Annotated in this window: 23 protein-coding genes; 10 read left to right on the plus strand and 13 right to left on the minus strand. The window is 65.0% G+C overall.

What is annotated here, in order from left to right; translation table 11 throughout:
• The first annotated feature begins 18 nt into the window (after positions 1–18).
• Genes BLS61_RS21070 through zapE form a run of 3 tightly spaced genes read left to right on the plus strand, consistent with a single transcriptional unit; the run spans position 19 to position 2,602 of the window.
• On the plus strand, positions 19–606 hold the full coding sequence (locus BLS61_RS21070; RefSeq protein ID WP_090434260.1) for a GNAT family N-acetyltransferase: 588 nt from the start codon (positions 19–21) through the stop codon (positions 604–606).
• Positions 606–1,490: a carbon-nitrogen hydrolase family protein gene (locus BLS61_RS21075; protein ID WP_090434262.1), complete on the plus strand. Its 885-nt coding sequence runs from the start codon at positions 606–608 to the stop codon at positions 1,488–1,490. The genes BLS61_RS21070 and BLS61_RS21075 overlap by 1 nt, the downstream gene beginning before the upstream one ends.
• The gene (zapE, locus tag BLS61_RS21080; RefSeq protein ID WP_090434264.1) at positions 1,487–2,602 is read left to right on the plus strand and encodes a cell division protein ZapE; all 1,116 of its coding nucleotides are present in this window, start codon (positions 1,487–1,489) and stop codon (positions 2,600–2,602) included. The genes BLS61_RS21075 and zapE overlap by 4 nt, the downstream gene beginning before the upstream one ends.
• Here the strand turns inward: zapE and BLS61_RS21085 are convergent.
• Both BLS61_RS21085 and BLS61_RS21090 read right to left on the minus strand, forming a co-directional pair.
• Complete coding sequence (locus tag BLS61_RS21085) at positions 2,597–3,931, minus strand: beta-galactosidase (RefSeq protein ID WP_090434266.1); 1,335 nt, start codon at positions 3,929–3,931, stop codon at positions 2,597–2,599. The two genes, zapE and BLS61_RS21085, sit on opposite strands and share 6 nt — an antisense overlap.
• Before the next feature lie 226 nt (positions 3,932–4,157).
• Complete coding sequence (locus tag BLS61_RS21090) at positions 4,158–4,832, minus strand: DUF1028 domain-containing protein (RefSeq protein ID WP_090434268.1); 675 nt, start codon at positions 4,830–4,832, stop codon at positions 4,158–4,160.
• A 141-nt stretch (positions 4,833–4,973) separates the two neighbouring features.
• Between BLS61_RS21090 and dsdA the strand changes: the two genes are divergently transcribed.
• A complete protein-coding gene (gene dsdA, locus BLS61_RS21095) occupies positions 4,974–6,332 on the plus strand; it encodes a D-serine ammonia-lyase (RefSeq protein WP_090434270.1) in 1,359 nt (452 codons plus the stop codon).
• Positions 6,333–6,506: 174 nt separating this feature from the next.
• On the opposite strand, the gene BLS61_RS21100 is transcribed toward dsdA, so the two are convergent.
• The gene (locus BLS61_RS21100) at positions 6,507–8,030 is read right to left on the minus strand and encodes a fumarate hydratase (RefSeq protein WP_090434273.1); all 1,524 of its coding nucleotides are present in this window, start codon (positions 8,028–8,030) and stop codon (positions 6,507–6,509) included.
• A gap of 299 nt (positions 8,031–8,329) precedes the next feature.
• Here BLS61_RS21100 and BLS61_RS21105 point away from each other — a divergent pair, with 299 nt between their 5' ends.
• From BLS61_RS21105 to BLS61_RS21115, 3 genes are all read left to right on the plus strand, one after another.
• Positions 8,330–9,457: a GGDEF domain-containing protein gene (locus BLS61_RS21105; protein ID WP_090434276.1), complete on the plus strand. Its 1,128-nt coding sequence runs from the start codon at positions 8,330–8,332 to the stop codon at positions 9,455–9,457.
• Positions 9,450–10,388 carry an iron-sulfur-binding ferredoxin reductase gene (locus BLS61_RS21110; protein WP_090434279.1) on the plus strand — a complete coding sequence of 313 codons (939 nt, stop codon included), beginning with the start codon at positions 9,450–9,452 and terminating at the stop codon, positions 10,386–10,388. Before BLS61_RS21105 ends, BLS61_RS21110 begins: the two co-directional genes overlap by 8 nt.
• Before the next feature lie 91 nt (positions 10,389–10,479).
• Positions 10,480–11,253, plus strand: a complete 774-nt coding sequence (locus tag BLS61_RS21115; protein WP_090434282.1) for an enoyl-CoA hydratase — start codon at positions 10,480–10,482, stop codon at positions 11,251–11,253.
• A gap of 232 nt (positions 11,254–11,485) precedes the next feature.
• On the opposite strand, the gene pyk is transcribed toward BLS61_RS21115, so the two are convergent.
• The 3 genes from pyk to BLS61_RS21130 all read right to left on the minus strand — a co-directional run bounded on the left by pyk (position 11,486) and on the right by BLS61_RS21130 (position 14,792).
• Positions 11,486–12,937 (minus strand): pyruvate kinase, encoded by a 1,452-nt coding sequence (gene pyk, locus BLS61_RS21120; protein ID WP_090434285.1) that lies wholly within the window; start codon positions 12,935–12,937, stop codon positions 11,486–11,488.
• 71 nt (positions 12,938–13,008) lie between these two features.
• Positions 13,009–13,917 (minus strand): universal stress protein, encoded by a 909-nt coding sequence (locus BLS61_RS21125; RefSeq protein ID WP_090434288.1) that lies wholly within the window; start codon positions 13,915–13,917, stop codon positions 13,009–13,011.
• Between the two features lie 68 nt (positions 13,918–13,985).
• On the minus strand, positions 13,986–14,792 hold the full coding sequence (locus BLS61_RS21130) for a tetratricopeptide repeat protein (RefSeq protein WP_090434291.1): 807 nt from the start codon (positions 14,790–14,792) through the stop codon (positions 13,986–13,988).
• 151 nt (positions 14,793–14,943) lie between these two features.
• On the opposite strand from BLS61_RS21130, the gene BLS61_RS21135 reads away from it, so the two are divergent.
• From BLS61_RS21135 to BLS61_RS21145, 3 genes are all read left to right on the plus strand, one after another.
• Positions 14,944–15,318 carry a tetratricopeptide repeat protein gene (locus BLS61_RS21135; protein WP_090434293.1) on the plus strand — a complete coding sequence of 125 codons (375 nt, stop codon included), beginning with the start codon at positions 14,944–14,946 and terminating at the stop codon, positions 15,316–15,318.
• A gap of 74 nt (positions 15,319–15,392) precedes the next feature.
• Positions 15,393–15,815 (plus strand): DUF4124 domain-containing protein, encoded by a 423-nt coding sequence (locus BLS61_RS21140; protein WP_090434296.1) that lies wholly within the window; start codon positions 15,393–15,395, stop codon positions 15,813–15,815.
• A 59-nt stretch (positions 15,816–15,874) separates the two neighbouring features.
• Positions 15,875–16,231, plus strand: a complete 357-nt coding sequence (locus tag BLS61_RS21145; protein ID WP_090434299.1) for a PilZ domain-containing protein — start codon at positions 15,875–15,877, stop codon at positions 16,229–16,231.
• Positions 16,232–16,239: 8 nt separating this feature from the next.
• On the opposite strand, the gene BLS61_RS21150 is transcribed toward BLS61_RS21145, so the two are convergent.
• From BLS61_RS21150 to BLS61_RS21180, 7 genes are all read right to left on the minus strand, one after another.
• Complete coding sequence (locus BLS61_RS21150; RefSeq protein ID WP_090434302.1) at positions 16,240–17,133, minus strand: amino acid ABC transporter substrate-binding protein; 894 nt, start codon at positions 17,131–17,133, stop codon at positions 16,240–16,242.
• An 11-nt stretch (positions 17,134–17,144) separates the two neighbouring features.
• Positions 17,145–18,473 carry a putrescine-ornithine antiporter gene (potE, locus tag BLS61_RS21155; protein ID WP_090434305.1) on the minus strand — a complete coding sequence of 443 codons (1,329 nt, stop codon included), beginning with the start codon at positions 18,471–18,473 and terminating at the stop codon, positions 17,145–17,147.
• Between the two features lie 50 nt (positions 18,474–18,523).
• Positions 18,524–18,892, minus strand: a complete 369-nt coding sequence (locus BLS61_RS21160) for a DUF5064 family protein (RefSeq protein WP_090434308.1) — start codon at positions 18,890–18,892, stop codon at positions 18,524–18,526.
• A 66-nt stretch (positions 18,893–18,958) separates the two neighbouring features.
• Positions 18,959–19,918 carry an HlyD family secretion protein gene (locus tag BLS61_RS21165; RefSeq protein ID WP_090434311.1) on the minus strand — a complete coding sequence of 320 codons (960 nt, stop codon included), beginning with the start codon at positions 19,916–19,918 and terminating at the stop codon, positions 18,959–18,961.
• A 2-nt stretch (positions 19,919–19,920) separates the two neighbouring features.
• Positions 19,921–20,274, minus strand: coding sequence for a DUF3302 domain-containing protein (locus BLS61_RS21170; RefSeq protein WP_090434315.1), 354 nt, complete (start codon positions 20,272–20,274; stop codon positions 19,921–19,923).
• Positions 20,275–20,354: 80 nt separating this feature from the next.
• Positions 20,355–21,026, minus strand: a complete 672-nt coding sequence (locus BLS61_RS21175) for a DUF3313 domain-containing protein (protein ID WP_090434318.1) — start codon at positions 21,024–21,026, stop codon at positions 20,355–20,357.
• Positions 21,027–21,183: 157 nt separating this feature from the next.
• Positions 21,184–21,987: a SirB1 family protein gene (locus BLS61_RS21180; protein ID WP_090434321.1), complete on the minus strand. Its 804-nt coding sequence runs from the start codon at positions 21,985–21,987 to the stop codon at positions 21,184–21,186.
• Positions 21,988–21,990: the final 3 nt, after the last annotated feature.

Raw genomic sequence — 21,990 nt, forward strand, 5'->3', positions numbered from 1 at the left:
GCTGGCGAACGACTCCAGATGGACATCGAATTGCTCCAGGGGCCGCAGATAGCGCCCCATATCGAAGACCTGGCGCATTTGCGGATCACCGTCTTCCGTGAATTCCCCTACCTCTACGACGGCAGCCTCGATTACGAAGCCGAGTACTTAGGCACCTACGTGCGCAGCGCCGATAGCCTGTGCGTGCTGGTGCGTGACGAGGGTCGCGTGGTCGGCGCGTCCACGGCGCTGCCGTTGGCTGACGAAACCGTGGAATTCCAGCAGCCGTTCCTCTCGGCAGGCTGGGATCCCGCGCGCATCTTCTACTGCGCCGAGTCGGTGGTGTTGCCGGCCTGGCGCGGACGTGGCCTGGGCGTGCGCTTCTTCGCCGAGCGCGAAGCACATGCGCGTAAATTGGGCCGCTTCGACTGGTGCGCCTTCTGCGCCGTGCAGCGCCCGGCCGACCATCCGCGGCGGCCCGCCGATTATCAGCCGCTGGATGCCTTCTGGGCGCGCCGCGGCTATCGCCATCATCCCGAATTGCACACCCAGTACCACTGGCGCGATCTGGACGAGACCGAGGAATCTGCCAAGCCCATGTCGTTCTGGCTCAAGGAACTCACCTGATGATCAAGCTTGCCGCCTGCCAATATCACATCGACCTGCTGACGAGCTGGGACGCCTACGCCGAACATCTGACCACGTTGTGCGAGGAGGCAGCCGGGCAGGGCGCCGAGTTGCTGCTGTTGCCGGAATACGCCGGTCTGGTGCTGACCGGTCAATTGCCGGAGGCCGAGCGCAGCGACCTGCACGGCTCCATCGCCGGCATCCAGCCACTGCTGCCGCGCTGGCTGGAACTGTGCGAAAGCCTGGCGCGCCTGCTCAAGGTCCATCTGCAGCCCGGCTCGGTAGCCATGCTGGATGATGACGGCGTCTACCGCAACCGCGCCTGGCTGTTCGGCCCGGAGGGCTGCCTGGGCAGCCAGGACAAGCTGATGATGACCCGCTTCGAGCTGGAGCAGTGGCGGATCGCCGCTGGCAGCGGGCTCAAGGTGTTCGACACGCCGCTGGGCAAGCTGGGCATTCTGATCTGCTACGACAACGAGTTCCCGCTCCTGGCGCGCACCCTGGCCGAGGCTGGCGTCGATCTGATCCTGGCGCCTAGTTGCACGGATACCGAAGCGGGCTTCCATCGCGTGCGCATCGGTGCCCAGGCCCGTGCCCTGGAAAACCAGATTGCCGTGCTGCAGTCGCCCACGGTCGGCCTGGCACCCTGGTCGCCAGCGCTGGACGAGAACATCGGCCGCGCCGCGCTGTACGTGCCGTCGGACTATGGCATGCCGGCCAATGGGGTGATCGCCGAGAGCGCGCAGCTGTGCCCCACACGCAGCCACTGGCTGATCGCCGAGCTGGATCTGGCCGAGGTACGCCGCGTGCGCGAGCAGGGCCAGGTATTCACCCGCCGCGACTGGCCGCGGCAGTTCGAAGGCGGTCGGCTGGTGCTGCGGTGAACGCCCCGCAGTCACCGGACTCACCGCTGGCCGCCTACCAACGTGCGCTGGCGGGCGGTTTCGTCGCCGATGCCGCGCAGCGCCGTGCCGTGGAGGCGCTGCAGCACTGCCATGAGGCCGTGCATCGTGGTGAGCGCCCACTCGGCGTCTACCTCTGGGGGCCGGTCGGGCGCGGCAAGACCTGGCTGATGGACAGCTTCTACAACGGCCTGCGCGTACCGGCGCGGCGGCAGCATTTCCATCACTTCATGCAGTGGGTGCATCGCCGCCAGTTTCAGCTCACCGGCAATGCCGATCCGCTGCGCCTGCTGGCCGAGGAGCTGGGGCGCGAGGTGCGCGTGCTGTGTTTCGACGAGCTGTTCGTCAGCGATATTGGCGATGCCATGCTGCTCGGTCGCCTGCTCAGCCTGGTGGTGGAGCAGGGCGTGGTACTGGTGGCCACCTCCAACCAGCCGCCGGCTCAGCTCTATGCCGATGGCTACAATCGCGAGCGTTTCCTGCCGGCCATCGCTGCACTTGAGGCGCACATGCAGGTGGTGACCGTGGACGGCGAGCAGGATCATCGTCTGCATCCCGGTACCGAGGTGCAGCGCTACTGGGTGCAGCAGCCGCAGGCGCTGGGTGAGCTTTTCGCTCGTCTGAGCGAGGGGCAAACAATTAGCTGCGAGCCGGTAGAAATCAACCATCGCCGTATCGAAAACCTCGGCCATGGCCCAGCGGCGCTCTGGTGCTGCTTCCGGGATCTGTGCGAGCAGCCGCTGGCCGCACCGGATTTCATCGAGCTGTGCGAGCGTTTCCCGGCGATCCTGCTTGGCGAGGTGCCGTGCCTGGGTGGCGAGCAACGCGAGGGGCGTATCGCCCGTGGCACCGAGGACGGTGCCGAGCGGGTCGATGCCGGGGATCGGCAACTGCCGGCGCTGTCGCGCAACGACGATGCGGTACGCCGTTTCATCGCCCTGGTCGACGAGTGCTACGACCGCCGCGTGCCGCTGTATATCGAAGCCGAGGTGGCGCTGGATGAGTTGTACACCCAGGGCTACCTCGACTTTGCCTTTCGCCGCACGCTGAGCCGTTTGCGCGAGATGCAGCTGGAGCGCTTCGGCCGCTCATAGGATCAGCATCTGCAGCTCGCGGCCGACCGTGACGTTGATGCTGCCGCCGCTCGAGCGCACGCTCTGGCTGGTGCCGCGCAGCGGGTTGTAGAGGGTGCCGCTGCCACTGCGTTGCAGGCGCACGGTGCCGTTCTCCTGCGCCCAGAACATCCACAGCCAGCGCCCATCGGCGCGCTGCCAGGCGATGCTGAACATGCCGGCCGGCGCACTGGCGAAGGCCGGCGCATCCATTGGCGTGAGGCTGGGGCCGCTGATCTGCAGGAAACGCTTGAGTGCCTGGTAGGCGGGTTTCTCGCTGCCGTTCAGGCGCAGGAGGCCATAGAACTGGTCGCGTGGCGTGGCGCGCGCATCCAGATCGCTGAGGGTGAAGAGAAATATGCGGTCGAAATCCATCGCGCTCATCAGCGCCAGGCGCCGCAGCATGTAGTCGGCCTGGCCCTGTTCGCCGATGATCGGTTGCAGTTCCACCGGCCCGGCATAGCTCGACCAGCCGAACTCCGTGGCCCAGATTGGCCCGCTGCCGGAATGGCGCAGATACTGGTTGACCGTATTGGCGTGGGCGATGAAATCGCCAGCACCGGGCACGTCGCCCTCCGGCTCATGACTGTAGGGGTGATAAGCCGTCACTCGATCCGGCCTAACGCTGCCGAGCTGGGTCATGGCCTGCAGCATCAGGCCGCCACGCACGGGCATCTGGCTGTAGTAGGCGTGGCCACCGATCACCTGGGTGGCGTCCGGGCGCGCGGCGCTCAGTGTGCCGAGGCTGCTTTCCAGCAACTGCCGGTACTGGAGCGGATCTTCGGCCGGCTGCCAGAAGGGCGGAATGTTCTGCTCGTTCCAGACCTGCCAGGCGTCGACATGGGGATAGCGGCTGGCCAGTGTGGCGAAGCTGTTGGCGAACAGTTGCGGGTTGGTTGGCGGGTACTGGTCGGGGTTGCTCACGCCGGCCGGTGCGGACGTGGCGAAGGGGGCCGAACCGACCAGGTACACCAGGGGCTTGAGTTGTTCCTGCTCGATCACCTGCATCAGGCGATCAAGGTCCGTCCATTGCCATTGTCCCGGGGCGGGCTCCAGGCGCTCCCAGTGCAGGCCCAGGCGAATCCACCGCAGATCGAGCGCCTTCAACTTGGCGATCTGCTGTCGATAGGTCTGCTCGGGAAACCACTGCAGTTGTACGTTGAGGCCCAGGAAGTCCGACCAGACCACCGGGCGCGGCGCCTTCAGCGAGTTCGAGGGGGCGGCCTGGGCGCTCAGACCGAGGCCCAGTGACAGAGACAACAGGCCCGCGCCCAGGGCGCGACGCAGGCGGAAGGAGGAGATACTGAACATGGCTGCTCTCCCTTGCGAGAGTGACTCGGAATAGCAGCTTAAGACCGGCCCATCGGCTGCAAACCTGGCTGTACCAGGCTTGGTGATGGAGGGCAGCAATAAGGCGACTGACGGTTTAGTGGCGTTTTGCTAGGCCAAAAGATTGACGTTGCGAGTTGCCACTTGGCGGTGCCAGGCCGTCGAACGACGGGTTTGGCAGCGTATCGGTCGCGACGGCGGCGTTGCCTTAGACGGCGTCTTCCGCTGCCTTGCCTGCCGGATTGTCACGGGTCGGCATGGCGAGAATCTCGGGCAGCACTTCGCGGGCGAATACGTCGTGCAGACGGCGCAGCTCGGCCACCGGATCGAGGTGGTGGTCGACGCGGATGTCCCACAGCGGGTACTGCTCCCGGTCGACCACATAGATCACCGCCGAGGACTCGCCATGACGGTCGCCGCCGCACTGGTCACCGGCCGCCAGCGCTTCGATCAGGCGCTCGATCAGCGGGCGTTCTTGCACCTGGCGAAAGGCGTCGGCCACAGCTTCCAGCACCTGCGGGCCGACCAGGCGGTTACCCTGTACGGAGAACTGCTCGCCGGTCAGCGAGCCGGCCCAGGGAATGCATTTTTCCCCGGTCCAGCAGACCGTATCGCCCTGGGCGTCGATCAGCGCGCACTGGCGCAACTCCATGCAGGGATCGATGCCTTTGAGTCGCTGCAGCGCCTGTTGCGCCGAAAGCCCCTGGCGCAGCAGCGCCAGGCCATCCAGGCCCAGGTAGGGATTGACTTGGGCCTGGGTCGCCACCGCGCCGACGCCGGCCGCCGCGTGGCTGAGCAGTTTGCCGACAGCGGGCATGGCGGTGGCGGCAGCGACACCGAACTGACCGCTGCGCGGGCAGCGGGCGATGATGGAGAAGGTCATGGCGACTCCTGGGCGATTTTCAGGTTAGGCCATGGGTGGGCAAGTATCGTTCCGCTTGGTGGTGGACGGTGCGGCCTTTGCCACAGAGCTGCAGGCTTCGTCTAATGCGCGCTGTTCAGTGTCCGCTATGAGGAACGCCGCATGATTCTTGGCCAGCCGCTTGCCCAATGGCGCGCGCGATATCCGCTGCTCGACGAACTGATCGCCCTGCGCGAAACCAGCTGGTTCAACCCGGCCGTGGCGCCTGCTGCCGAAGCATTGGCCGATGTCGGTTTGAGCGCAGCGGACGTGGCCGATGCCCGTGCGCGTCTCGAGCGCTTCGCCCCCTACCTGGCCCGCGTGTTCCCGCAGACGGCCGCCAGCGGCGGCATCATCGAGTCGGACGTAGTGCCGCTGCCGCAGATGCAGGCACGGCTGCGTGAAGAGGCCGATGGCGAGATCGGCGCGCTGTGGCTCAAGCGCGACAGCCATCTGCCCATCTCCGGTTCGATCAAGGCCCGCGGCGGTATCTACGAGGTGCTCAAGCATGCCGAGGACCTGGCGCTGGCGGCCGGCCTGCTCGGTCGCGACGACGATTACGCCCGCCTCGACAGCGATGCGATGCGCGCCTTCTTCGGCGGCTATCAGGTGGCTGTCGGCTCCACCGGCAATCTCGGCCTGTCCATCGGCATCATCAGTGCACGTCTGGGCTTTCAGGCCACGGTGCATATGTCCGCCGATGCGCGCCAGTGGAAGAAGGACAAGCTGCGCGCCCATGGCGTGACCGTGGTCGAGTACGCCAGCGACTACAGCGTTGCCGTGGAGCAGGGGCGCCGCCAGGCCGAGGCCGATCCGCGTTGCCACTTCGTCGACGACGAGAACTCCAGGAACCTGTTTCTCGGTTACGCGGTGGCCGGTGAACGCCTCAGGCAGCAATTGGCGGCAGCCGGTGTCGTGGTGGACGCCGAGCATCCGCTGTTCGTCTATCTGCCCTGTGGCGTCGGTGGCGGGCCGGGTGGCGTGGCTTTCGGGCTGAAACTGGCGTTCGGCGATGCGGTGCACTGCCTGTTCGCCGAGCCCACGCATTCGCCGTGCATGCTGCTCGGCGTGCATACCGGCCGGCACGATGAGCTGGCGGTGCAGGATTTCGGCATCGACAACCGCACCGCGGCCGATGGCCTGGCGGTCGGGCGACCATCGGGTTTCGTCGGCCGCGCCATGCAGCGGCTGATCGACGGCTATTACACGGTCAGCGATGAACAGTTGTTCCGCTACCTGGCGTTGCTGGCACAGACCGAGGGCCAGCGTCTGGAAACTTCGGCCCTGGCCGGGATGCCGGGCGTGTTGCGCGTGCTGGGCGAGCAGCAGGGCTATCGCCAGCGCATGGGCCTGACGCCGCAGCGCATGGCGCGGGCGACCCATCTGGTCTGGGCGACTGGCGGCAGCATGGTGCCGCAGGCGGAGATGGACAGTTACCTCGCGCGTGGCCGGCAACTGTTGCAGGGTTCGGGTGAGGATTGACGCCAGCCTGTGGGAGCCTCGCCCCGGGGCGAAGCTTCTCTGTCGTATGCGCGGGCCAATTCGCCGCGGGCACGGCTCCTACGCAGGCGCGATACGCGTCGCGCCTGAAAACGCAGAAGCCCGGCACTTGGCCGGGCTTCTGCTTTGCAGCGAAGCTAGTCGCTTGCCGCTGCCTTACTTCACTTCCACCGCCAGGCTTTCGGCGATCTTCTTGTTCCAGATCGCAGGGCCGGTGATGTGCACCGACTCGCCCTTGGTATCGACCGCGACGGTCACCGGCATGTCCTTGACCTCGAACTCGTAGATGGCTTCCATCCCCAGCTCGGGGAAGGCCAGCACCTTGGACTTCTTGATCGCCTGAGCCACCAGGTAGGCGGCGCCGCCGACGGCCATCAGGTACACGGCCTTGTTGTCCCTGATCGCGTCGATGGCGATCGGGCCGCGCTCGGACTTGCCGATCATGCCCAGCAGACCGGTCTGCTCGAGGATCTGACGGGTGAACTTGTCCATGCGGGTGGCGGTAGTCGGGCCGGCCGGGCCGACCACTTCGTCACCGACCGGATCGACCGGGCCGACGTAATAGATGAAGCGGCCCTTGAGATCGACGGGCAGTTGCTCGCCCTTGTTCAGCATGTCGACCATGCGCTTGTGCGCGGCGTCGCGGCCGGTGAGCATCTTGCCGTTGAGCAGGATGGTCTCGCCCGGTTTCCAGCTCTGCACCTCTTCCGGGGTGATGGTGTCCAGATTCACGCGGCGCGCGCTCGGGCCGGCTTCCCAGACGATTTCCGGGTAGGCGTCCAGATCCGGCGCTTCCAGAACGGCCGGGCCGGAGCCGTCGAGCACGAAGTGGGCGTGGCGGGTGGCGGCGCAGTTGGGGATCATGCACACCGGCAGGCTTGCTGCATGGGTCGGGTAATCCATGATCTTCACGTCGAGCACGGTGGTCAGGCCACCCAGGCCCTGGGCGCCGATGCCCAGCTGGTTGACCTTCTCGAACAGCTCCAGGCGCAGCTCCTCGATACGGTTCTGCGGGCCGCGGGCCTGCAGCTCGTGGATGTCGATGTGCTCCATCAGCACTTCCTTGGCCATCACCGCGGCCTTCTCGGCAGTGCCGCCGATGCCGATGCCGAGCATGCCCGGCGGGCACCAGCCGGCGCCCATGGTCGGCACGGTCTTGAGTACCCAGTCGACGATGGAGTCGGACGGGTTGAGCATGGCCATCTTCGACTTGTTCTCGGAGCCGCCGCCCTTGGCCGCGACATCCACTTCCACCTTGTCACCGGGGACGATGGAGTAGTGGATCACTGCCGGGGTGTTGTCCTTGGTGTTCTTGCGGGCACCTGCCGGGTCGGCGAGGATCGAGGCGCGCAGGACGTTCTCGGGCAGGTTGTAGGCGCGGCGCACGCCCTCGTTGATCATGTCGTCGACGCTCATGGTGGCGCCGTCCCAGCGCACGTCCATGCCGACCTTGATGAACACGGTAACGATGCCGGTGTCCTGACAGATCGGGCGGTGGCCGGTGGCGCACATGCGCGAGTTGATCAGGATCTGCGCCATGGAATCCTTGGCCGCCGGAGACTCTTCCTTCAGGTAGGCCTCGTGCATGGCCTGGATGAAGTCGACGGGGTGGTAATAAGAGATGAACTGCAGGGCGTCGGCGACGCTCTGAATCAGGTCGTCCTGCTTGATCACGGTCATTGGGGCGCTCCTCTATCAGGGAACATCTACAAGGAAGCGCCGGACAACGACCCGGCGCAACGGCGAAAAACAGTCGGGCACGATTTCACGTCGCCCCCACGTCGCTGCGCGACGGCCTTTCAGGTCGCCGCGGTGAAGGCAGGCAACAAAAAAAGGCGCGGCAGTATAGCGCGCCGGTCGCACAGGGCACAGCCGCCTAAGGTCGATGATGTTGGCTGCATGCGCAGTTATCGGCTCGCTAGGCAATCTGTGATCACAGGGGTAGAGTAACGGCCAGATGCCAGTATGGGATGGAGCCCATGAGCTCAATGACTCGCCGGGGCACGCAGCGTAGCCTGCAAAGCCTCCTGCTCAAACGCTTCGCCATGGCCTGCGCCACCTACGCGATGATGGCGCTCGTTTGCTGGTTCGCCGTGTTCAACGGCCTGTTCCTCGGTCCCGTCAGTGTTGCCGCCTGGCTTACGCTGGGCGTGTTCGGCAGCCAACTGGTATTTCTCTGGATCTTCCTCACCGGGCGCAATCTGCGCTTCGACGATCCCAGCCTCACCGAGGCTCAGGTGCTGGTCGCCCTGGCCTGGCAGCCGCCGGTGCTGGCCTTCTTCGACACCGCCCGTGGCAGCATGATGGTGTTTTACGTGCTGATCCTGTTGTTCGGCGTGTTCCAGCTGGCGCCACGGGTGTTCGTGCGTTGCGCCGCGTTCGCCTTCTTCGGTTTCGCTGCGATGGTGCTGATAGAGGCCTATCGCATGCAACTGGTGGACCCGAGCATGGCCTGGCTGCAGGTGTGGGTGCTGTTCATCCTGCTGGTCTGGCTGTGCCTGTTTTCCAGTTACGTGCAGGCCATGCGCAAGCGCATGCGCCAGCGCCGTTTTGCCCTGCAGGCGCACCAGGACACCCTGCGCGGGATGATGCGCCAGCTCGAGGATCTGGTGGCCACCGACGAACTGACCGGGCTTTTCAATCGCCGTCATTTCCTGCGCCTGGCCAGTCGCGAGCTGGAACACCTCGGTCATGGACATCAGCACGGCCTGGCATTAATCGACCTGGATCATTTCAAGCGGATCAACGATGCTCACGGTCACGCCGCTGGTGACCGGGTGCTGCAGACCTTCGCCGCGGTGGCTCGAGCCTGTCTGCGTGACGGCGACATCATTGCCCGCTACGGCGGCGAGGAATTCGTGCTGCTGCTGCCCAATACCGATGCCGATCAGTTCACCACCTGCTGCGAGCGGCTGCGCGAGGCGTTCGCCAAGGCCGAGCCGGTGGGGGTGAAGGTCGAGAACCTCAGTCTCTCGGCCGGCATGACGATGCTGCACGCCGGCGATGACCTCGACGAAGCCCTGCAGCGGGCCGATCAGGCGCTCTATCAGGCCAAGCGCGGCGGGCGCAATCGCTGCGATGCCAGCTGGGAGCGCGCCGGTGCCTGAGTTGCGCGTGGGCGCCCAACAGCTGCAGGTGGCCCTGCAGACCAACTTGCTCGATGCGCTGCTCGCCGGCGGTGTGGCGGTGCCCTACAGCTGCCGGGCCGGCAGTTGCCATGCCTGTCTGGTGCGCTGCGTGGAAGGCGAGCCGCAGGACCTGCAGCCCGAGGCGCTGGCGGCCGACAAGCGTGCCGAGGGCTGGCGCCTGGCCTGCCAGTGCCGGGTGCTCGGCGACCTGCAGGTCGAACCCTTCGATCCGCAGCGCGATGGCCTGGCAGCGCGAGTGGTCGACCTGGATTGGCCCAGCCCGCAGGTCTTGCGCCTGCGCCTGCAGCCGGCGCGGCCGCTGCGCTATCGCCCCGGCCAGCATCTGCTGCTGTGGAGCGAGCAGGGAGTAGCCCGGCCCTATTCACTGGCCAGCGTGCCGGGCGAAGACGACTGGCTGGAGTTTCATATCGATTGCCGCCTGCCTGGTGCCTTCTGCGATGCCGCGCGGCGCCTGCAGGTGGGCGATGGGCTGCGCCTGGGTGAGTTGCGTGGTGGCGCCTTGCATTACGATGCCGACTGGCAGACGCGGCCGCTCTGGCTGCTGGCCGCAGGCACCGGGCTGGCGCCTCTGTATGGCTTGTTGCGCGAGGCGCTGCGCCAGGAGCATCAGGGCGCCATTCGCCTGCTGCATGTGGCGCATGACGCGGCCGAGCACTATCTGGCCAGCGAACTGCAGGTGCTGGCAGCGCAGCATGCGAACCTGCAGGTGGAGCTGGTGACGGCGGCGCAGTTGCCGGCTGCTTTGGCCGAACTGCGCCTTGTTTCACGGCAGACCCTCGCCTTACTCTGCGGCCATCCGAAGACGGTCGACAGCTTTGCGCGGCGTCTGTACATGGCCGGTTTGCCGCGCAGCCAGATGCTCGCCGACGTCTTTCTCACCCGTACCTAGGGTGCCCGGGGCCGCCTCGGCTGTGCACACCAGATCCGATGGCATCGGGCTTCTGGTGCGCACAGCGCACCCTACGGTTTTGGAGCCTTGTATGAGCGAATACCTGCATATCGAGCGCGACGGCGGGCTGCTGACGCTGCGCATGCATCGTCCTGACAAGAAGAACGCGTTGACCCGCGCCATGTACGCCGGCATGGCCGAAGTACTCGACCAGGCGGCTGCGGATCCGAGCGTGCGCGTGGTGCTGTTGACCGGTGGCGAGCAGTGCTTCACCAGCGGCAACGATGTCGCCGACTTCATCCAGGCGCCGCCGACCGGGCTCAACAGCGAAGTGTTCCAGTTCATGCGCGCGCTGTTCGAATTTCCCAAACCCGTGGTCGCAGCGGTGGCCGGCTCTGCGGTGGGCATCGGTACCACGCTGCTGCTGCATTGCGATCTGGTCTATGTCGCCCGCGATGCGCAGTTGAAAATGCCCTTCGTCAATCTTGGCTTGTGCCCGGAGTACGGCTCCAGCCTGATCCTGCCGCGCCTGCTGGGGCATGCGCGCGCGGCCGAGCTGCTGTTGCTCGGTGAAGCTTTCAGTGGTCAGCAGGCGGCGGAGTGGGGCATTGCCAATCAGGCACTCGACGATGGCGCGGCGACGCTGGCCAAGGCGCGCGAGATGGCCCTGTGCTTTCTCGAGCTGGCGCCCTCGGCGGTCGCCGACAGCAAGCGCCTGATGCGTGCGCCGGATCGCGAGCAGCTGCGCAAGGTGATCGAGGAGGAGGGTGCCCTGTTCGGCCAGCGCCTGCGCTCGCCGGAAGCCGTCGAGGCGCTGACCGCATTCATGCAGCGCAGAAAGGCGGATTTCTCTCGCTTCGCTTAGGGTGCCGCCGGGCCGCCCAGGCCATGCGCACCGGCTGTTCGCCAGGAGCGTGGGGCGTCGACGGCGGTTCGGGCTTGAACGTGGCGTGCTGCAAAAGCGCTGGTGCGCATGGCGCACCCTACGGGATGGTGCAGGTTGCGTAGGGTGTCGCGGGGCCGCCTAGGTCGCGCGCACTGCCGGCTAGAAAAAGAAAAGGCCGCTTATCGAGCGGCCTTTTGCGTTTGCAGATCACTTACACCATTGGATCGCCGACGTGGAGGATCTTCATGGTGTTGGTGCCGCCGGTACCGTGGTAGCTGTCGCCCTTGGTCAGGATCACCCAGTCGCCCGGCTCCACCACGCCACGCTTGAGCAGCTCGTCCACCGCCGCCTGGCTGACCTTGTTGGCCGGCAGCGAGGCCGGGTCGAACGGTACGGTGTAGACGCCGCGGAACAGCGCCACACGGGCCTGGGCCTCGCGATGCGGGGTGAAGGCGAAGATCGGGATCGACGAGCGGATGCGCGACATGATCAGCGGGCTGTAGCCACTCTCGGTCAGGCTGATGATGGCCTTGACGCCCGGGAAGTGGTTGGCGGTGTACATGGTCGCCAGGGCGATGCTCTCGTCGCAGCGCTCGAAGGTGCGGCCCAGGCGGTGGCTGGATTGCTTGCTGGTCGGGTGCTTCTCGGCGCCCAGGCACACGCGGGCCATGGCCTGCACGGCTTCGACCGGGTATTCGCCGGCGGCGCTTTCGGCCGAGAGCATCACCGCATCGGTGTAGTCCAGCGCGGCGTTGGCCACGTCGGAGACTTCGGCACGGGTCGGCATCGGGCTGTGGATCATCGATTCCATCATCTGCGTGGCGGTGATCACCGCTTTGTTCAGGCGGCGGGCGTGGGCGATGATCTTCTTCTGGATGCCCACCAGCTCGGCATCGCCGATTTCCACGGCCAGGTCGCCACGGGCCACCATCACCGCGTCACTGGCGCGGATCAGGCCGTCGAGGGCTTCGTCGTCGGCCACGGCTTCGGCGCGTTCGATCTTGGCCACCAGCCAGGCAGTACCGCCGGCCTCGGTGAGCAGGCGACGGGCATAGTCCATGTCGGCGGCGTCGCGCGGGAAGGATACGGCCAGGTAGTCGAGCTCCATCTCGGCAGCGACCTTGATGTCGGCCTTGTCCTTGTCGGTCAACGCCGGCGCGGTCAGGCCGCCGCCGCGGCGGTTGATGCCCTTGTTGTCCGACAGCGGGCCGCCGATCACCACGCGGCAGTGCAGCTCGTCGGCGCCCTTGAGTTCGACACGCATGACCACGCGGCCGTCGTCGAGCAGCAGTTCGTCACCGACATCGCAGTCCTGAATCAGCGCCGGGTAGTCGATACCCACCACCTCCTGGGTACCGGCCGTGCGCGAGTGGCTGGAGGAGAGACGGAACAGGTCGCCTTCCTTGAGCTCGATGCGCTTGTTCTCGAACTTGGCGATGCGGATTTTCGGGCCTTGCAGGTCGCCGAGCAGGGCGACATGGCGGCCGTGCTTGGCAGCCAGTTCACGCACCAGGGCGGCACGCGCCTTGTGGTCGTCCGGCGTGCCGTGGGAGAAGTTCAGACGGGCCACGTCGAGACCGGCAATGATCAGTTGCTCCAGCACTTCCGGCGAGTTGCTGGCCGGGCCCAGGGTGGCGACGATTTTGGTGCGGCGAAAGGTCATGCACGAACTCCCTAGTCAACGATAGCGGGGAGGCTACTACGGCCTTTCGCTGTAGTCATTGTTCCTGTGCACTACCCTTTGCCGTCCGGTTTGATCACCAGCAGATCGCATTCGACGCGTTCCAGCACCCGCTCCGCGGTGTGGCCGATCAACAGGCTGTCCAGCTGGCCGCGGGCGATGGCGCCCATCACCAGCAGGCCGATATTGTGCTCGTGCACGAACCGCGGGATGACTTCCTCGGCAAATCCGTCCAGCAGATGGGCCTGAGCCCGATCGATGGCGTACTGGCCAATCAACTTGTCGAAGGCCTCGCGGTGCTCGCGGCGGCACTGGATCACGTAGTCGTCATAAGCCTGCGCTACCTCGGCATCGAACAACAGCGAATGTGGCAGTGGCGCGTGCGCATGCAGGTACTGGGCATGCAGGCCGAGCGCAGCCTGCAGGGCCTGGCTGGTGCGGATCAGCTGATGATCGAGGGCGGCGGGTTTGTCCGCGCTGTGCAGCGGGTCGAGTGCTGCGCACAGGCTTTGCCCGCGCGGCTTGGCATCGTGCACCAGCCACAAGGGCACCGGGCAGCGGCGGATCAGTTGCCAGCTGGTATCGCTGAACAGGAGGCGGCGCAGTGCATTGCTCGGGTGCGTCGACTTGAACAGGACGTCCGGTTGCAGCACGGCAACCCGGGCGAGTATTTCTTCATGGCGGCGCTTGCCCCAGCGCACGTCCATCTCGATCCTGAAGCCTTCATCGCTCAGATGGGCGACGCTGGCGCGTAGCGCCTCGTGGCTCTGCCGCAGGATGGCTTCGCGGGCGCGGTCGAGCAAATGGCTGTCCAGCAGGCCGCCATCCAGGCTCGGGTGGTATTCGATCTTCAGCAGGTGCAACTCGGCACCGACCTGGCGCGCGATGTCGACGGCGCGTTGCAGGGCAGGTTGTTGCTGGTGTTCGGCGTCGATGACGACCAACAGTCGTTGCAGTTTCATGGCGGCAGCCTCGCTGGTGTCCGTATGGCTATTACAGACCCGGTGAGGTCGCGCGGCATTGATATGGGTCAGCGCTGGCCCGGATTGAGCGCCAGGTCCAGATGACGAGCGGCCTTGGCGCTCAACTCGCCTTCGGGGAACTGCACCAGCAGGCGGCGCAGATAGGCAATGGCCTTGTCGCGGTTGGCGTTGGGGTTGTCCGGTGCCATGTGCATCAGCGCCAGCTGATACAGCGCCTTTTCCTTGATGTCCGCTGGCACGTGCGGGTCGGCCAGGCCCAACAGGTAAAGCTGCTCGGCTTCCTCGACGCGGCCCTTGAGCACGGCGCGACGCGACAGCAGGGTCATGTCCGGATCCAGGCTGGGTTTGTACAGATCTAGGTTCTGGCTCGGTTGCCAGTTCGCCAGCAGCTCGCGCGAGGTCTGCTGGATCGGCTCGTCGGCGCGCTGGCGGATCGTCGCGATGCGTTCCTCGGCACGGCTGGCGGCCTGGCTGGCAGGGAATTCGTTGAGCACCTTGTAGAAATAGTTGAGTGCCTTGGCATCGTCGCGCTGCTCATTGAAGCGGCTCATGTAGATCAGGCCGATCTGATACAGGGCGATGGCGCGTACCTCGCCGCTCAGTTGGCGGTCGCGATAACCGTCCAGGTACAGCGCCTCGGCCTTGGCGCTGTGGGCGTCGCGAATGGCCAGGGCGCTGTAGGTGAGCAGATCGCCTTCCTCTTCGATGGCGGCGGTCATGCGCTTGGTCTTCAGCGCCTTGTATTCCACCACTTCGTTGGTGGTGACCTGGGCGATGAACAGCGGCGTGGTCGGGGCGCAGGCGCTCAGCAGGCTGGCGCCAATGACGAGGGGAAGCAGGCGGGCGAGCGGCATGCGGGCTCCTTGGCCGGAACGGGCCGGTGCCGCGCAGTCTAGTCAGCGCATCGGTCAGCGCCAAGGCGCTGCCGGCAAAACCCATCGGAGGTTTGTCGCTGTTCAGTTTTCCCCCGCGCTGTCGATACACTGCTCACTGGAGGACTTGCCCATGCGTACCCTGATCATTCTGGCCGTGGCCCTGGCTGCCACGGGTTGTACCCGCGTCTCGCTCGATCATCATCTGAACAACGCCTATCGCGCCTACAACGAAGGTGATTGCGCCAAGGTCGCACTGGAGCTGTCGCAGGCCGAGCGCAAGAGCCGCTCGCGCAGCTACCTGCAGCCGGAAATTTCCCTGCTGCGCGGTCAATGCCTGGAGCGCGAAAGCCTGTTCGTCGACGCGGCGCAGACCTATCAGTTCATCATCACGCGCTACCCGGCCAGCGAATATGCCTACCGCGCGCGGGCGCGCCTGCAGACCCTGGAGCAACTGGGCCATCACAGCTCGGCCCCTGCGGCCAAGGTCAGCCCCGCGCCGCTCTGAGCCTTCGGTCGCCGGGCGTTTCTCGCTGCCGCGGTGCGGTATAAGCTGGCGCATGGCCTTCATGGAGGATGAAGATGCGTCACTTGCTGCTGGTCGCCGTATTGCTGCCCACGCTGGCAACGGCGGAAATCTATCGCTGGACGGACGAGCAGGGGCGCGTGCATTTCGGCCAGCGCCCGGTACCCGGGGCCGAAACCGTGCAGGTGAAACCTCAGGTAGTCGAGCGCGACGCCCACACGCGTGAGCGCGAGGCACGCAGCCAGCGCTTCTATGACGCCCGGCGCGAGGAGCAACAGCAGGCAGCGGCCTCGGCAGCCGCGCAACGTGAAGAACGGGCCAGTGAATGCCGCGAGCTGCGCCGGCGTCTGGAGCAGATGCCGGAGGGCTACCGCTATTATCGTGAGGGCGCCGGTGGCGAGCGCATCTACTACAGTGATGAAGAAACAGACACCGCTCGTCGCCAGTTGCGCGAGCGGATAGCCCAACGCTGTACTTGAGGGTGGTTTAGTGGCTGTAGTAGGGCCATACTCAAGACCCTTTGTAGCGATCTGCCACCATGCGTAGCCAGCGCCGAATCGAACGCCACCAGTTGCCCTACTACCTGAAGGTGTTCAACCGCATCACCGACAAGCCGATGGGCTCCATCGGCAACGTCTCGCTCGACGGCCTGATGCTGATCAGCCAGTTGCCGCTGCTGGTGGGCGCGCGTTTCGACATGCGTTTGAAGATTCCCGGTCAGCATGGCATGCATTTCATCGATTTCTCCGCCACCTGCCAGTGGTGCCGAGAGGACGTCACACCCGGCATCTACGACTCGGGCTTCGCCCTGGTGGCGCCGCCTGCCGACTATGTCGAGATGATCGACGCCCTGCGTTACTACTTCAGCTTCCACAGCCTGGCGGCCTCGGCCTGAGTGTCTGCTCAGGGACGTGAGTTGAGCCGCAACATCATTCGACCTTGCTCGCTGAGATCGCCGAAATAGCGGCGGTAAAGCGCTTCGCCTTCCTCGGAACGGTTCAGGCGGCTCAACGCCGTATCGACCAGCAGGCGGAAGTCCTCGTCGTCGCGTGCAAGCGGCATGGCCACCGGCTCCACGGCGAACAGCCGCTCCGGAATCCATAGCTGGGCGCCTTGCGGATGCCGCGCCTGATAGTTGAGCAGCACCAGGCGATCTGCGAAGAAGGCGTCGATCTGTCCAGTGACGACCTGCTCGATACCCTCCTGGTTACTGTCTACTTCGATCAGCCTGGATTGCAGGCCGAGCTGGCGAATGCGGTTCTGCGCCCAGTCAACGCTCACCGTGCCCTTCATCACGGCAAAGCTGTGACGGCTCAGGCCCTGATTGATGGTGGCGCGCCAGGTTGGGCCGCGGTAAGCCGTTTCGCCCTTGAGCGGCAGTGTCAGGGTCGCTGGGGCGCCCTGCCGCACGACCACCCCGAGACCGGCCGTGAAGATCGACAGGGAAAAGCTGACCCTGCGGCGACGCTCCAGACTCTCCACCAGGGGCGAGCAAAGGATGTCGACCCTGGCCTCCGCCACCGCATCGAGTATATCCGTGGTGCTCAGGGGCACATAGCGCACCTGCAACTCGGGCATGGCCAGCTGTTCCCTGATCAGGTCGGCGACCTGATGGCACAGATCGATGGAATAACCGCTGGCCTGCCTGGCATCACCGTCGGAGAACGGCAGGTCGCCTGGCACGAAACCGAGCACGAACTCGGCGTTTTCACGGATGCGCTCCAGGGTGGCGGAATGAGCGGCGATCGGCAGCCATGCGCAGAGAAACAGGAGCCGGGCCAGATATCGAATAGGCATGCGGGAAGCTCCTATGGCCGTCCGAGGTTGTCTAGCGCGCCGACGAAGCGTTTGGCGATGGCGCCGAACAGCAGATAGCCCACCACCATCACCAGTGCAGCGCCGAACACCGCCTCCAGACCCGAGGCATACAGGGCGTAGAAGCAGTACAGCATGGCCACCAGCAGTATCACGCCGTTGCGGCGGAATATCCGCGGCTCGACCTGGGCCTTGTACATGATCACCAGCAGGCCGGTCAGGGAGGTGATGTAGGGGATGATGTTGGTGACCGCCGCCAGACCGACGAGTTTGGTGAACTGTGCGCTCGCATTCGGCGAGATGGTCGACAAGGCGATCAGGGTTTGCAGGACACCGCAGAACAGCAGGCCGATGAGCGGAGCGTTGCGGGCGCTGACGCGGGTGAACAGCTTGGGAAACATGCCCTGCTCGGCGGTGACCTTGGCGGTCTGTGCCAGGGTGAACTGCCAGCCCAGCAGCGAGCCCAGGCAGGCCATCACCGCCAGGGCCATGATGATGTTGCCTACGCTGTCGTTGAACATCTGCGCATAGACCAGCGCGAAGGGCGCGCTGGAGTTCGCCAGTTCCGGGTTGGGAACGATGCCCTGAATCACGCTGGTCGACAGCACGTACACCACGGCGGCGCCAAGCGTGCCGAGCAGGCAGGCCAGGGGCACGTTGCGCTTGGGGTCTTCCACGGCATCGGAGTTCTGCGCCGCCGACTCCATGCCGAGAAACGCCCAGAGGGTGAGCGGAATGCTTTGCGCGATGGCATCGCTGGTGCGCAGGCCATTGGGGTTCCAGGCTTCCCTGAACAGGTTGGGATCGAACCAGAACCAACCGATCACACCCAGCCCCGCCACCGGAATGATCACGCCCCAGACGGTGACCGCACCGAGGCGCCCGGTGACGCTGGGGCCGCCAAGATTGGCCAGTATGGTCAGCCAGATGAGCGCGATGGTCCCGGCTACCAGAGCTGCGGCGCCGCTGCCCAACCAGGGAAAGAAGGGGGTGATATAGCCGACGGCTGAAATGCCGATGGCCACATTACCTATCACCAGCGAGAGAAAGTACAGATAGGAGCACAGGAAGAAGGCGGACTTGCCATGCGCCTCCTCACTGTAGGCGGACATGCCACCGGGTCGCGGGCAATAAATGCCGCACTGCGCGAAGCCATAGGCGATCGCCATTGAGCCGACCGCCGTGACTATCCACGACAGCAACGAAACGGCACCCAGCTGAGCCATGCTCGAAGGCAGCATGATGATGCCTGAGCCCATCATGTTGACCGCCGCAAGGGTGGTCAGGCCTACCAGGCCCATCTTCTTGCTTGCGTCGGCCATGATCCGTTCCTCAGGCTTGAGATAATTGGACGCGGGCGCAGAACGAAACGCTAGAAGCCGTCTTTTTCCAGATTGTCGAAATTCACCGGTTCACCGGTGCGGATATCCAGCTTCTTGCGGATATCCGCGAACATCGCGTCGTACTCGCTGTGGCTGCGCATGATCGGGCTGGCATTCACCGGCAGCCCCTGTTTCGCGGCTGCCTTGGCGATGCGGCTGGCGAAGTTGAATGCGCTGTCGCGGTGCATGTCGAACTCGTCGGTGAAACTGCGGCCGTTGACCTGACCGCTCATGCGAAAGTGCAGCAGCACACCTTCCTTGGGGTCACGGCGGACGTCGTAATAAACGTCGATGTCGAAGTCCGGGACGCCGGGTATTCCCGGTTGTTTCTTGCGGTTGAGGTGGCCAGGCTCGAACATGTTGGGCTCCTGTCTGGCTGATGCGGCGTCACGCTTTCGCAGGGCGCCGCCGATTGCGAATAGGGATCAGTGGAAGGGGAAGATGTAGTTCATCCAGGCCGCCATCCGCAGAAGCACCTTGCGCAGAATCGCCACGTGGGGAAAGTGCTCGGAATAGAGTGCTGCCTGGCCGTAGGCGCCGCCGGGTATGAGGTTCTTGTAAGGTTCGAAGGCCGGATCGGTGATCTCCAGCACAACCGGCACGCGCCCGGCCGGCATGGGACCGGTAACACCCACCAGATTGCCGCTCGGTTGCACCTGACCCTCGGCGATAACCGGCAGTACCTGCTTGACGCGTGCGTGGAACACCTGGCCGGGGAGGCCGTCGAGGGCTATCTCGGCAGAGTCGCCCAGGGTCAGGCGCAGCTGGCTGTTCTGGCGCATCCAGGCGACATAAGCGTATTCCTCATGGGGAACGAAGATCGCCGAAGGACGCAGCGGCATTTTCGTTGCGTAGACGCCCGGGCGCAGCACCACCTGTGTCACGTAGCCGCGCGTCGGTGCCCGGACCACGGTGTTATCCAGTTCGAACTGGGCGATATTGAGTTGCGCCTGCAGGTCGTCCACGCGAGCCGTGGTGATGTCCAGATCGCGCCGGTTGCCCAGGTTGCGCTTGACCAGTTCGCTGGCGCGAAACTGGTCGCCCTTGGCCGACACCAATTGGGCCCTGATGGAGCGAACCCGGTTCTCGAAGGGGGTGGGGTCGATGCGGAAGATCACGTCGCCCTTTTCCAGCATGTGGTTACCGAGTACCGGCACCTCGATCACCTGGCCACTCACCGCCGGCACTATCGGGGTGCTGGCGAAATAGCTGCGCGTGACCTCGGAATAGGGGTGGTTGTAGTTCATCAGGAAGATCAGCGAGCCGATCAGGACGATGCCGCCGAGTACCGCGGTGGGCACCGTCCACTTGTTCAGCGGGATCTTGAAGATCTTGAAGATGGCCACGCAGATGGCGGTGTAGGTCAATATCAGCAGCAGATCCATGGTCAGTCCCTCGCTGCGAGTGTTTCTGTTGGGGGCTGCCGTTCCAGTGCGTCCAGACGGGCCTTGAGTTCCGCCACCTGCTGTTCCATCAGTTGCAGGCGTGCCGAATCATTCCCGGGCGCGGTGCTGAAGCCCCAGCCACGATCCTCGCGATAGAGGGTTGCCCAGATCCACAGGAAGGGCCAGATCACGTGCAGGGTGAACAGACTGACCCAGCCTGCCACGTGGATGGCATCCTGATGTGGGTGTTTGCGATGTACCGCTATTTCGTAGGGGATGTCGTGAATCGCGATGATGCCGTAGAACAGCACTATGGCAGCGAATATCAGTACACCCAAGGCGAAGTAGTCCAGCATACGGCCCCCGAATCATGCGATCTGACGACAGGCTGGGCGGTGCCGCTCGCGTGATTGGCGGCGGCACCGAACCGGTGTTGCTAGCGCTTCGCCTTGAGCTGCTCGATGGACTGGCGCATATCGCTGGCCCAGCCATCGATCACTGGCTTGACGTTATCGGCGCTGAGCACCTGCTGGTCGTTCTCCAGATTGACGCCCGCGCCCTTGCGCACCACCTGCGCGACGACACGGCTGTTCTGCGCGTCGATCATTGCCGCTTCGGTAGCGATCTCCACCTGCTGATCGCGCGTCCCTGCCGCGGTGCTCGCCGCCGCCACGACCAGGGCGATGGGAATGACCTCATAGGGCTGCAGGCCTTCCGTGGATATCGAGACGGCCGTGATGGCCGGGCGCAGCACCAGGGTGCCGACAGAAGGCGAGTCGGTGATGGGCATGACCTTGCCCAGCTCGCGGCGCAGCGCCGAGTCGTAATAACGGGTGATGTCTCGCAGCGTATCCTGCGACAGGCGAGCGCTTGGTTGAGGCTGTGGATAGAACTGGCTCGGCTCGATGAACAACTGGTTGTAACGAGCGATCTGCAGATCCGGATCGACCCAGCGTGCCACCTTTGCCCCGGAGGGCGACTGCTGTTCGCTGAGGCGGCTGTAATCTTTCAGGAAACCCGAATACTGCTCGGGCGCGACCGTGGTGCTGGAACATGCGGCAGTTCCCATGAACGCCGCCAACAACGACATACCGAAGAGCTTGCGCATCTTAGTCCCCACGCAGAATGAGAGTGTTTGCCAAATCGGCAGCGTCCCAAGTACTGGCAGAGTGCCGAGTTCTTCAGCAGTGTAGTTGAGGAAAATAAGGTTCAATGGGAGGGCAAAAAAATTGGAAGATTGCTGAAACGCCCGAAACAAGGGCCTCTTAGTGCAGTGCCGATGCCCTTTGCAGGCTGCGCAGGCGCTCGCCCAGCTTCAGGCGCAGGCCTTCTTCCTCGCAGAACAGCAGTGCGCGCTCCAGGTCGTAGCGTTCGCCCTGCGGGCAGTCGAGTTGGCGGTACACATCGGCGCGAGCCAGGTGGTCGACCAGATTCGGCGGACCCAGCAGCAGGGCGCGCTCGGCATCCTTGAGTGCCGCTTCCGGGGCATCGTTCTGCATGTGCAGCATGCGCAGATTGCGTGACAGGCGACGCAGCATGTCTGTGGCATCGGCCGTTTGCAGGTGCACCGCACTGAGTTCGACGCCCGGTCCCAACTGGCGATAGAGCTGGTCACGGCAGTCGCGGGTGTACAGGCGGCGGCCGCCGCAAGGATCGAGCAGGTGGTCGGCGCCGGGTACGCGCAGCATGAAGTGCCCGGGGAAGTTCACGCCCTGCAGCGGAATGTCCAGGCGGCGCGCCACCTCCAGCGCGATCAGGGCCAGCGTCAAGGGTTGGCCACGGCGTCTGCGCAGCACCTGGTGCAGCAGAGCATGATGCGGCCGCGTGACGCCTTCGTCGTCTTCCTGAAAATCCAGTTCGGCGAGCCGGCGCAGCAGCGGCTGAGCCAGCTCTCGGGCGGGCAGGGCGGGCAGCCCGGCGCTGACCTGTAGCAGCAGGCTGTGCAGGTCGTTCAGTATCTGAACGGGTTGCAGCTGATCATCGTGTTCGGCGGCGATCCACAGCGCCGCCTCGAACAGGGCGGGAGGATCGCGTTGCAGGCACTGCATGCAGGCTTGGCGTGGGCTCATCGC

Source organism: Ectopseudomonas guguanensis (genome assembly GCF_900104265.1).
GTDB lineage: Bacteria > Pseudomonadota > Gammaproteobacteria > Pseudomonadales > Pseudomonadaceae > Aquipseudomonas > Aquipseudomonas guguanensis.